At 39.3% G+C, this 12,289-nt stretch carries 10 protein-coding genes; 5 read left to right on the top strand and 5 right to left on the bottom strand.

What is annotated here, in order from left to right:
* Positions 1-7 precede the first annotated feature (7 nt).
* Genes SHI21_RS04745 through hflX form a run of 5 tightly spaced genes read left to right on the top strand, consistent with a single transcriptional unit; the run spans position 8 to position 4,691 of the window.
* Positions 8-904, top strand: coding sequence for a radical SAM/SPASM domain-containing protein (locus tag SHI21_RS04745; RefSeq protein WP_323575049.1), 897 nt, complete (start codon positions 8-10; stop codon positions 902-904).
* Between the two features lie 51 nt (positions 905-955).
* Positions 956-1,222 carry a hypothetical protein gene (locus tag SHI21_RS04740; RefSeq protein WP_323575048.1) on the top strand — a complete coding sequence of 89 codons (267 nt, stop codon included), beginning with the start codon at positions 956-958 and terminating at the stop codon, positions 1,220-1,222.
* A 36-nt stretch (positions 1,223-1,258) separates the two neighbouring features.
* Positions 1,259-2,485 carry a bifunctional phosphopantothenoylcysteine decarboxylase/phosphopantothenate--cysteine ligase CoaBC gene (coaBC, locus tag SHI21_RS04735; protein ID WP_323575047.1) on the top strand — a complete coding sequence of 409 codons (1,227 nt, stop codon included), beginning with the start codon at positions 1,259-1,261 and terminating at the stop codon, positions 2,483-2,485.
* A 2-nt stretch (positions 2,486-2,487) separates the two neighbouring features.
* Positions 2,488-3,351 (top strand): pantoate--beta-alanine ligase, encoded by an 864-nt coding sequence (gene panC / locus SHI21_RS04730; RefSeq protein WP_323575046.1) that lies wholly within the window; start codon positions 2,488-2,490, stop codon positions 3,349-3,351.
* Positions 3,352-3,356: 5 nt separating this feature from the next.
* Entirely contained in the window at positions 3,357-4,691 is a 1,335-nt protein-coding gene (hflX, locus tag SHI21_RS04725) for a GTPase HflX (protein ID WP_323575045.1), read from the top strand.
* A 218-nt stretch (positions 4,692-4,909) separates the two neighbouring features.
* Here hflX and SHI21_RS04720 read toward each other — a convergent pair whose 3' ends face one another.
* The 5 genes from SHI21_RS04720 to SHI21_RS04700 are packed head-to-tail and all read right to left on the bottom strand — an operon-like array spanning position 4,910 to position 12,242.
* Positions 4,910-6,166 carry a phenylacetate--CoA ligase family protein gene (locus SHI21_RS04720; protein WP_323575044.1) on the bottom strand — a complete coding sequence of 419 codons (1,257 nt, stop codon included), beginning with the start codon at positions 6,164-6,166 and terminating at the stop codon, positions 4,910-4,912.
* Positions 6,167-6,168: 2 nt separating this feature from the next.
* Complete coding sequence (locus SHI21_RS04715) at positions 6,169-8,700, bottom strand: acyl-CoA reductase (RefSeq protein ID WP_323575043.1); 2,532 nt, start codon at positions 8,698-8,700, stop codon at positions 6,169-6,171.
* Positions 8,700-9,866, bottom strand: coding sequence for a LuxE/PaaK family acyltransferase (locus tag SHI21_RS04710; protein WP_323575042.1), 1,167 nt, complete (start codon positions 9,864-9,866; stop codon positions 8,700-8,702). Before SHI21_RS04710 ends, SHI21_RS04715 begins: the two co-directional genes overlap by 1 nt.
* The gene (locus SHI21_RS04705; RefSeq protein ID WP_323575041.1) at positions 9,853-11,019 is read right to left on the bottom strand and encodes a GNAT family N-acetyltransferase; all 1,167 of its coding nucleotides are present in this window, start codon (positions 11,017-11,019) and stop codon (positions 9,853-9,855) included. The genes SHI21_RS04710 and SHI21_RS04705 overlap by 14 nt, the downstream gene beginning before the upstream one ends.
* Positions 11,016-12,242, bottom strand: a complete 1,227-nt coding sequence (locus SHI21_RS04700; protein ID WP_323575040.1) for an MFS transporter — start codon at positions 12,240-12,242, stop codon at positions 11,016-11,018. Before SHI21_RS04700 ends, SHI21_RS04705 begins: the two co-directional genes overlap by 4 nt.
* Positions 12,243-12,289: the final 47 nt, after the last annotated feature.

Below are 12,289 nucleotides of genomic sequence, written 5' to 3'. Positions count from 1 at the left end.
CATTAAAATGAACAAATTCAAACGCGTTTATATTGAGATCAGTAATATTTGCAATCTTCAGTGCTCTTTTTGCCCTGTGGTAGATCGCGATAAGAAAGTTATGAACGAGTCAATGTTCGAGCGCATCGTTAATGATGTGGCCCCACATACAGAACAAATTTGTTTACACCTGATGGGTGAACCTCTGGCCCATCCTGAGTTTGAAAAAATCATCGAGCATTGTGAAAAAGCTGGCGTGAAAATCAATCTTACGACCAACGGAATTTTATTAAACCGTTACAAAAAATTGTTATCAACGTCGCCTGCTTTCCACCAAATCAATTTTTCAATTCATGCTTTTAAAGACAATTTTAAAAACAAAGATATCAATCCATATTTACTCGATATTTTGAATTTCTCGAAGGAGTCCCAAGAGCTTCGTCCTGAGCTTTATATCAATTATCGCCTATGGAACATCTTTGAAACGACAACTCAAAATGATTCGAACTCAGATATTTTAAAAACCATCGCTAATTTTTTTGAAGTTGAAATCAAAGAAGATATCGATGTTGGATCCATTAAAAGTAAACGCATTTATAAGCGCGTTTACCTGCATTTTGACTCGCGCTTTGAGTGGCCTTCTCCACTTATGCCGAAACAATCAGAAGTTGGTTTTTGCCATGGTGTAACCTCTCACGTTGGGATTCATGCTGATGGGACAGTGGTTGCTTGCTGTCTTGATAAGGAAGCTCGCCTTGACCTGGGGAAAATGCCAGAAAAAAGCCTATCCGAGATCCTTATGGGTCAAAGGGCCAGAAACATGAGAGAAGGCTTTGCGCAAAAAAAACTGGTCGAAGATTTGTGCCAGCGTTGTACCTTTATAAAGAGATTTCAATCAGTTAAGTCTCAACAACACGTTATTTAAGCTTTCTAGTATAATAACCGATAAGAACTATAGGTTATTCAAGAGGCATCAATGACAGAAGAAGAACTCCAACGGAAAAGACAAGACTTTCGCGACCAAGAAGTGGCCGGGAAGATTTCACAATACAGTGTCGTTGCCGAGTACCGTCAGCAGGTTCTAAAAACTAACTACACAGTTAAAGTCGTCGATAAAAGCTTTGGAAAAATGGGATGGTTTCTCATTGTGACCCAAGCAACTTGTTTACTATTCTTTTGCAGTCTCTTCATCTTTAGTTACATCCCGCACACTAAGAAAATCGTCTCGATGGTCATGCCTTAAATTGCACAACTGACTCTTTTGTGGAATATTTTCCCAATGAGAATATTGTTAGGCGTAAGCGGCTCAATCTCCGCATATAAAGCATTGGACATTGCCAGAGGGCTCTTCAAAAACGGGCACGAAGTTAAAGTTATTTTAACTAACGGTGCACTTAAATTTGTTATCCCGGAAGTCTTCACTTACCTAGGCGTGCAAGACGTTTATAAATCACAAGATGATTTCTCTCACAAAAATGTTTTGCATGTTGATCTTGCAAGATGGTGTGATGTTTTTGTTGTAGCACCAGCTTCGGCCAATACACTTTCGAAATTAGCACAGGGGCGCGCGGATGATTTATTGTCATCTGTTTTTCTTGCGCTTGAGCCCCATAAAAATGTTTTATTATTTCCAGCGATGAACTCTGTGATGCTCGCTCATCCTTTCACGCAACAAAATCTTGAAGACATTAAAAAACTCAGAACACTTAATAATCTTTTTATTTCTCCTACTGACGCCGGTATTCTTGCTTGTGAAGAAGTGGGTCTTGGAAAACTTCCAAGTGTGGATGAAATTATTGAGATGATTCCGACAATGATCAGGCCATTAAAATTTCCTACTCAAAAAACAATTCTGGCGACAACTGGAGCGACGATTGTTCCTCTTGATCCGGTTAGATACTTAACGAACTCTTCATCAGGAATTACTGGATTCTATCTGGCAGAAGCGGCACTGAAAGAAGGTCATAAAGTGATTATGATCGCTGGAGCACACTCGACAGCGAAGCTTAATCTTTTTTCTAAGCATCCTAACTTTAGACTAGTGAGAGCAAAGACTGTTGAAGATATGAAGAATGCTGTTTTAGCTGAACTGCCTCATGCTGACCTCTACATCAGCTCTGCTGCGATCTCAGACATTGAGTTTGATGTTTCAGACGAGAAGATTAAAAAAGATACAATGGGCGATCATTTAAAAATTAAACCGGCCTGTGATATTTTAAAAACTGTTATTGAAAAAAAATCTCCTACTTTAAAAATTGTAGGTTTTGCTGCTGAGACAGATCCAAGTGATGCTGTCTTAAATAAAAAGATGCAATCAAAACCAGTGGATCTTTTAGTGGGAACGAAAGTAAATAATGGTCTGACAAAAGATCAGCAAATTACTGGTTTCAATGTAGACTTCGCTGAATACAGACTCCTGTCACCTAAAGGATTTACTTTTGAAGGGATCCTCACAAAACGTGAACTGGCCCACAAGATTATCCTTCAATTTTTCCCACCTAATTAACTATGATTAAATTATTCAATAACAGAAAAGATTTTGATTACTTTAGAAACTCGCTTACGACTCAATCTATTGGACTCGTTCCAACGATGGGGAATTTGCATAAAGGTCATATCTCACTTCTGGAAAAAGCTATCGAAGAAAACGATGTGGCCATCGTGACCATTTACGTGAACCCAAAACAATTTGGACCGAACGAAGATTTTGATAAATACCCACGCACGCTTGATGATGACATCGCCAAGATTTCAGCAGTGGCGCTTTTACTAGACAAGAAAAAAGAAATTGTCGTTTATGCTCCGAATACTGACGAAGGTATTTACCCTGAAGGTTTTTCAACAAACATTTCCATGGGACCCATGACTCAGAAGCTTGAAGGAGCTGTCCGCCCTACTCACTTTGATGGTGTGACAACTGTCGTGTACCGCTTGTTTACGATCACGAAAGCTCACCAAGCCTACTTTGGACAAAAAGATGTTCAGCAGTGTTTGATCATTAAAAAGATGGTTCATGATCTAGAGATCCCAATCAAGATCAACATCATGCCGATTATCAGAAACTCAGAAGGATTAGCTCTTTCATCTCGCAATCAGTATTTAAGTGAGAGTGAAAGAGTGGAAGCTCTTGTGCTACCTCATACTCTGCAGAAAATTGAGAAGTTGATTCGCACGAAACAAGATTACAAAACATTTGTCTATGAAGCGAAAGCGAATGATAAAAAATGGGACTACTTAGAAATTCTGGATTCAAAAAATCTAGAGATGCCCACAGATAAAACTCAAGAAGTCGTCATTGTGGCAGCTTATAGAATGAGTTCAGCGAGACTATTGGATAATATCCTGGTCACTATAGCTTCTACAGGAAAATAAATTTTATGATGGATAACGAATTTAATATTGATCCCGATTACCGCGCGACACTGGTGTCTATAGTGTCTCCAAGCTTTCCTGATCATCAGACGGAAAGTGAATCGCGAAGATCTATTAACGAACTTAGAGAGCTTCTAAGAACGCTTGGACTTCAGACCGGTGAAGCTCATATTCAGAATAAAAAAGAAATTGATCCTGCCAGCATTTTAGGGTCGGGAAAATTAAAAGAGATCGCAGAAGCTGCAGAAGCTGATGGATCAAAACTTTTAGTGTTCGACTTTGAATTAACGGCACGTCAGATTACGAATATCAGAAAACTAACTGGTTTATCTGTCGTTGACCGCGTTCACGTTATTTTAGAAATCTTTGCTAAACACGCTCGCACTAAAGAAGCAAAAATCCAAATCGAAATTGCCCGTCTTCAATACATGCTTCCTCGCCTTGCCGGATTCTGGACCCATTTAAACCGTCAGCGTGGTGGTGTTGGTGTTCTTGGTGGAGAGGGTGAAAAGCAGATCGAGTTAGATAGACGTATCATTCGTGACCGCATCGAGTTCTATAAAGAAGAACTTGTGACCTTAGAAAAACAAAGACAGGTAAGAAAAAAACGCCGCGAGAATCAAGCCGTTACAGCTGCACTTGTCGGTTATACCAACGCTGGAAAATCTTCGATCATGAATCGTCTTTGCCGCGTGGAAATTCTGGAAGAAAACAAACTGTTTGCAACTCTTGATTCAACATACAGAATGCTGAACCCTGATACGAAACCACCAATGATTATGATTGATACGGTAGGATTTATTTCCAACCTTCCCAACACTCTTATTGATGGTTTTAAAACGACTCTAGAGTCTGCTCTGGAAGCAGATCTCTTAATTATTGTTTGTGATATCTCTGACCCTCACTACGAAAAGCAATTGAGTGTGACGTATGAGGTTTTAAAAGAACTAAAAGTTGAAGAAAAAGAAACGATTATTGTCTTTAACAAAAAAGATCAATGTGATGATGAACTACTGAAGAAGATTGTTTTAAGAAAATATCCTGGAAGCTTTTTAGTTTCTAGTTATGATCCGGAAGACATGACAGCTCTAAGAAAGCACATCGTTGAGTACTTCCTTGCCAAGCAAGAGCACTTTGACCTTTTCATTCCTTATGAAGATGGAGCTGCTCACTCTGCAGTGATGTCAAAGACCAACGTGGTGAATACAAGTAATCATGAAAAAGGGATTTTCTATCGCATCCGAGTTCCAGATTTTATTTTTGGAAATTTAGGCGTGCAGAAATATATCCTAGGGCCTAACGACCCTCGATTAGAAGAGACTGACTGGACTACGATTTAAGTTTGAAATAGACGGAAGCTGCAAAAATAGCAATTGTGAGAATGATTCCGAAAACGATAATTTTAGCATCTTTATCCATGGCCTTCCTTTTATAGTGTAGCTGCAGTTATAGTCTAAACTATATTTGAGCCATGTCCGGGCTTACTCTCAACAGTAATCGTCCCGCCGTGGCCTTCAATGATATTTTTCGTAATGTAGGGCCCAGCCCCTCTTCCACTTTATTTTATCCGTCGGTCAATGATACGCTTGAGTTTTCCTGTTCGCACATTACTTTCAAGCTCATTTGCCCTGACAATATCAATCCTTAGCGGATGAATAAGACCTTTCGCAAGTAAATCCGAGTAACCTGCTTTTTCTGCGATAAATGTATCTAAAATACATTGTTTAACATTATTTTTTTGCTCTAAGTCTGGCCCTGATATTTTTATTGTTAACTCATCTTTGTGATTGAAGTGATACAAGATCATCTGGAATTGGATCCCTTTGCAGTCACCTAAGGTTTTCATCACCATGTCGCGAGTGTCTTCAAAATACACACTCAATGTTCCCAGGCGAGCGGCCTCTTCAGAGCGCCCTTGAAGTTTAAACTTCCTGTTAGGGACTCCTTCATCTTCTATCCACGCGGCCAGGTCTCCTGCAGGATAACGGATGATAGGCATAAGTTTTCTGGAAAGATTTGTGAGTAGTATTTTTCCGACTTTATCTTTTTCAGTGATAACTTCGTAAGTATCAGGGTCAACTATCTCGATGATATGAGAGCCATCAAACACACGATGCTCACCATTTTCACAGTCTGCACTTGAATAACCGATGAGCCCACCATCAACACTGGCACAGCCAATAGATGAGATTTGAACATCTGGAAATAAGTTTAATAAGGCCTCTCTTTGATCGTCATATAAAGCTTCCCCACCAAAAAGAAGTTTTTCAATTTTCATATTGGGGTATTTCGCTTTATTGAATGAATACTTTTCCAATAAAATTAAAATCGCAGAAGGCACTCCTACAATCGTATTAATTTTAAATTCATCAAGCGTTTTCAAAATTTGCAGGTGGTCTGTTTGCCCGGCGATGGGAAACATCGATAACTTTTTCTTTTCTGCTGGAATGGCCTGCAGTGAATCTTTGATAAATAAAAAAGAAGCATAAAGATCACCGGCATAAAAAAGATTGGCGATACGATCACCACTTTCTAAAATCCCTTCGGCCATTCCCAATCCAAAAGAGGTGCAAAAACTTTCCCATTCCTGATTGGTGAAATAAGAATACTTGGGAGCGCCTGTGCTTCCTCCACTTTTAAAAACAATTCCATCCGGATCAGCACTGGTGAGAACCTCGGCCTTCCAAAACTTCACTTGATCAATGATAGGCAGTTTCGCAAGATCACTCGTATCAATATCTTTATACAATTCACGATAGTACGGTGAATGTGCTTTCGCGTGTTCGATAATTTCTTTCAAAGGCCATTTTTGCATTGTTAATTCCTATGATCGATAACACTTCTTAACTTGCCGGTACTCGCGCTAAAAGTTAGTTGAGTTTTCTCAACAACTTCCACATCAAAATCCAATACCAAATCGGTGTTCACAACTAAGTTCAAATCCGCATACTGTGCCAGGAACATTTTTTTAAGTCGCTCAGGAATCTGGGCATCTTTATATTGATCGCTGAAAAGGTTTTCAATCTTTAAGACGACTTTGTCTTTTTTGATTCCGTCCCCTGCATAAAGATGTAGCTGGATTGATCCTTCGTATTCGTATTGATCGATTAAGATTTTTTGAAAACGCTGGTAGCTTAGAAATGTGGTTCCAATTCTAAAGACGTCACCGTGACGACCTAAGAGTTCAAAACGAACCCCCTGTCTTCCACAGGCACAAGGCCCTTCGAGCTTTTTACCGACGTCTCCGATAGCATAGCGCTCGATCTTTTGTCCGTGGCGAACCTTGGATGTAAAAAGCATTCTTCCGACGTCCCCTGCTTTGACAGGTTCATCAATTTCCAGATCGACAAATTCTAAGTCGTGAAGTTTTTCGTGTAAGTGGTGCATTCCACCAACGGCGAATTCACACTGGTAACCAAGTGGGCCAGCATCGACAGAGCCGTAGGCCGCTGAGCGGATAATGTCGACTCCGTACTCGCGCTTTAAATAAGTCTTTTGTGCTTCACTGAAATGCTCACCGCCGAAAAAGATCTTTTTAATTCCACGGTATTTTTTAAAGTCTTCGTGATTTTCTTTGAAGAGCTGAATGAGATAAGAAGGCATTCCTAAAAGAGTGTCCACGCGATTTTTAATAATCGTTTTTCCCACCATCCCAAACTCAGTACTTGCTCCCATTGGGAAATGAACGGCCTCAAGCTTTTCTAAAATAGTGAAGAAACTTACAAACCCGCCGTATAAAGATCCGGCATAAAAGAGATTCATACACCTGTCGGTCGCTGGATTTAATCCAGCAGCATATAAACCTTCTGCTGCAAGCTCCATTTGTCTGTGGTAATCAGCATAAGTAAAAATTGAAAGTTTTGGCTCACCTGAACTTCCTCCACTGTAAAAGAATAAATCAGAGTGTTCATCTTTAACGGTTTGGAGTTGAAAGTCGGCCTTTTCCATAATCGGAGTTGCTCTCACAGGAGAAGGAGCTTTTTCATCTTCAAATGAACTTTTATTTTTCATCATCATGACTTTTTGGGAGTCCTGAAAATTAATTCGCTGGCAATAGCGCTCGAGTGCATATACACCATCGTGAGGCTCACCAATATAACTATCAGTCATTTCCCCGATGGCACGAATCCTTTGAACACCACTCATAAATAAATCGCGAGAGAGTGCTTCAACTTCTAAAGAAGTCGCAGCGATCCCTGCTGTCTGCAAATATGTTTTCAAAGGTCTTAAGTGATCAATCATTTTTGATCTTGGCATTGGTTTAAGCCAGATCGTTCTGAATAAAGGGGAAGAATTAAGTGCAGGAGTATTTTCTACATAAATGCGCCAGTCGTGATTTTTCGATTCAACTAATTCACTCCCGCCTAAAATGGATTTCAGTCTCACCTGCTCTTTAGTCACCATTAACTCGGCCATTTCCTGAACTCCAGGAACAACCCGCTTAATCGTTGGTGAAACAGTATTGAGAGCATTTGATAAAGTGACCGCAATCTCTTTTAACTCTTCGAAACTTGCATCTTCGATAAATACGCATTGAGGACTTGAGCATGCCATCTGTTCATTAAGACAGATTTCATAAGCAAGACTCTTAAAGACTTCAGCATCAGATTTTTTTGCACTCGTAATATAAGAAAAAGAAATTTTATGACCCCATTCAACAATGCGCGCTCCACGAGGCGCGATTTCGCGAATGCTTTGGACACTTTCTTCTCCACCCCAGGCAGAGATCACATCAGCTAAACCTAAAACACTTTTTAAGTAGTCTTTTTCTTTTGAACTAATTTTTGCGATATAAACGTAATTTTTAATTGTTCCAGTTGTATCTAGTTTGCATAACTCTTCGTAGAAAATTGCAGCAAAGGCGCTGTCTTTTCTTGCGAGCTTTAAGATATTTACGTTTCCACTTAAAAGTCCTTCCATCACTCCTAACACTCCTAAGAGTGGTGAGTTATTGGGTGTGACATGAACCAATGTTCCCAATGGATACCAGGCCTCAAAGTGATTAGCTCTTGCCGTCTGTCTTTTTAATTCAAAAGGCTGCTCGCTTCCAAGTTCTCTTTTAAGTTTCACTCTCAACTGGTCAACACTTAAAAAATCAATCAGTCCATTCATTGAAGCTTCGACTTCATCACTACTGATGTCTTCTCTTTGTTTTAAATCGAGAACGAGTTTTATATAAAACTTTTCTTTTTTTAGAAGTTCAGTCTGGATTTTTTGAATCACATCAAAGAGCACGTAATGACTTAGCGGTGCTTTGGCCCAAAACATCGGGTTATTTAAATTCTCTTCTATTGAATTTTTAAATTCGCTATCACTGACAATTTTTCCATTCCAAAGGTTTGCACTCATTATGATGCCTTCCCTTTTAAAAGTTCTGAAGCCGCAAGCGCACAACTCTTATTTTTTGAAACTCCCGCTCTTCCATGAATTCTAAAATACGGAGTTTTCATTCCACACGGGCAGTCTTTATGAAGAGAGGCCATATCCCCCATGATCACTGAATGGGCCGGCATACTTGTAATGTATGGAGAAATGAAATGCAAAAATCCTTTTTCATTTAATCCAAGTGGTTTTAGAGTTTCAACATCCCGGATGAAGACTCTCGACCATACGGGAACATGAAATTCATGATGAGCGCATTCTACATAGGGAATACAATGCTCAACTGAACCAAATCCATCACGCAGTCGTTCGTTTGGAATGCCCAGCATTTCTTCTGCCAGACGATACAGATCATTTTTTTCAATTTGTTTATCAGCGTTTCCTTTCCAACCTCCCCCTAAAAAGACCATTGAGTCTTTGTGGAATTTTAAAGGAGGAAGTCCTAACTTCTTCATGCGCTCTAATGCGAAATAAAAGAATGCCGGGAAACCAAAGAGCCTTACAGGTAAACCCTGGTCAGCGAATCTCTTAAAAGCATCGATTGTTCCAAAACAATCAAACTCATGCCCACCACTCCCAGTTAACTTTAGAGCAGTGAAAACTTCATTCACTGGAGCGTACTTACATAAGAAGTTATCTGTATAGGCCGTTCCTAATTTTGAACTCTCTTCAGTTTGATAACTAAAAAGAATGTAATTACATTTTTGATCTGGTGTGACCCAGTTATATTTTTCAAAAATCCAGTCCACCATTCTTTGGGCCGAACGAATCGTCCATTCGTCAAAGAAGATTTGAGATTTTTGTCCAGTTGTCCCTGAAGACGTCAGGTGCAAAAACACTTCTGACGGAGGAACTGATAGGATTTCATTTCCTTTAAAAAAGTGTGCCCACAGATGAGGTATTTTCAAACAATCTTCCAATGACTTTACGTCTTCGGATTTAAAATTTTGAGATTTTGCCAGGCCACGATAGAAAGGGCTTTTTTCCATATGCCATGAACTGATTTCTTTCATTGCATTTAAAAAAGCGGTATCACTTTCTAAAAAGTCTGCATAAGGATCTGTTTGATCACAAAGGGCCTGAACATTTTTTAATTTCAAAGCATCGGGGACTTTTAGTTTATTTACTTCCATAAATAACCTCAATCGTATCCAGGTTAACTTGTTTCCATGTATCAACATATAAGTCGATGAATGGCTTAAACTGAGAAATAACTGACATGCCTCTGAAGTTTAGAGGTTCCATCGTTCTACTTAAAACAATATAGTCTTCAAATTTTCCATCCACTTCTCTCATTGCCGGGTAAATGGCCGAAGGAACGAACTGGCCTGTTAATAAAGGCCCAATAGAAGGAGTCAGATTTACATTCACTAGAACTTCAATATAAGACACACCGATATCATCGAGCTGCATATATAAACTTGTTAAACTTCCACTCAACTCAGCAATGGGTTTAGTCGCTTTAATTAATGTGCAGTAACCATCTCGCTTACTGAAATAAGCAAAGATCTCAATGCGCCCTTCTTTATCCGCAATCAGCATGTTCGGCGTATGAAAAGGAAAGAAGCGGTCCTTTGGATCCGGAAATGTTTCTAAAAATTTACGGTATACATAATTAGGAGCACGGATAATTTCAAACTCCCATGCATCGTTATTAGGTGGAATAAGAGGCACATAAACTTCTGCGGCCTCTGGAATAGAAAGTTCTGGAACTATATTTTTTAGGATCTGGTACATCGGCATTAACGAGGGGGCCACTTCTTTGGTCGGCACTCTCTGCTCCAATAAACCTTTTCTAAATTTTGCAAATAGAGTCACCGTTTCATACTGGCTTAAACGGTGGGCGTTGGGAAAAATCCCCAATGGCAGGTATTGATTCTTAATAAAAACTCTCTGAGGCCCAACTGTGTTTGTTCTCGTCGTTGCATAAAGAGAGTTCACCACATTTCCTTTTTCAAGAAAGTGATCTCCTACATACTCGACCAGGTAATTTCCAATCTTATTTTTTTGAAAGGTAGGATGAACAACCAGACCAACAAGTTTTCCGATTTTATTTTCAGAGTCAATTTCAGTGATCAGTACACCTGTGATGACGTTTTGATTTAAATCACGGGCCACAACCACTAAGTGAGTTTTTTCATTCTTAATTGATTTCTTTAAAAGAACCGGGTCAGTCCCGTATGAAATCGGATATTTTTTTCCATACACCAATCGATATAGGTTAATAATCTCGTTTACGTCACTAACATTGGCGCGGTCAATGATTTCATTATTTCCAAAATTCATGCATCACCTTCTTGAGGAGTTGTTTTTAAAAAGCTTGGGAGGGCAAAAGCAATCAACATTGTAAGAAGCCCACAAATAAGCGCAAATCTTGGAATATCAACGACTGGAAAGAGAATTCCTGAGATCGCAAAAGATAAAGGCATTGAAGCAGCTGAAATAATATTAACGGCCACCATGATCGAAGGGACTTCGTGTTCGTGAAGTGACGTTTGAAAATAAGTTAAGACCTGAACGTTTAAGAAAGTAGTCAGGATTCCAATTAAGAATAATAAGCATGAAGCTTCTACTGTCGTTTTTGAAAATGAGAAGACTTGAAAAAATAGTCCGAAGAAAAAACAAATAATCGCAATCATCCCAATACGCTTTTCTGCTCTCACCGTAAAAGCACTCAGGGACAAATACATCCCGGTCAGGAATGCCCCCGCTCCCATGGCCGCTTCAATCCATGCCAGGTCACTTCCGTTTCCTTTGAAAACATTTTCTACATACCAGGGAATCATAACCAATATGGGAGTGAAGACGACGTTGATAAACAAGAAGCTCAAAAGCATTCTCATAATCGCCGGGTATTTCTTCAGCACGGCCATTGGCCCTAATTTTCTTGAATCTTCAACAACAGCTGATTCCTGGTTTCTAAGTTTTACTCTGCCTTGTAAAAGCGCCGCTGCAAAAAAACTAAGAGCATTTATTAAAACTAAAATTTTGATATCAAAAATATTAAGCAAGACGATCGCACAGGCCGCTCCCAGAATATTTGAAATAGAAAAACTTGTATCAAGAAGTGCATTGAGTGCAGGAACTTTGTCTTCTTCTACTAAAATAGGAGGAAGAGATAAAATCGCTGGATTAAAAACACTTGATCCAATCCCTACTAAAAACGAAGCGCAAAAAAGTGCTGATAAAAACATTGTACTTTTTTCTGGAATAAAAAATAACATTCCAAAAAGTGCTAATAAAACGACTCCTCTAAAATACTCTGTAGCGATAACAGTTCTTAGAGTTCCATGTCTGTTGATAATTTTCGAAGAATAAAATGACATGAAAATGTGTGGAAAAAAGCTGACTGCTAAAAACCATGGAACAATATTTATGGAGTACTCTGTTGTGAGATACCACACAAGACCAATGGACATCATCTTGTCGCAGATGGTGGACATGAGTTGAGAGATAAAAACAGTGTACGCGTTCGAGTCACCGAGAATGCCAGATTTTATATTTACCATTCCTCTATTTTAAGAGGGATCGCTGGAGTCGCAAAGCACTTGAAAAT

Source organism: Bacteriovorax sp. PP10 (assembly GCF_035013165.1).
Classification (GTDB): Bacteria; Bdellovibrionota; Bacteriovoracia; order Bacteriovoracales; family Bacteriovoracaceae; genus Bacteriovorax; species Bacteriovorax antarcticus.
This window is presented reverse-complemented; position numbering and strand designations above follow the sequence as displayed.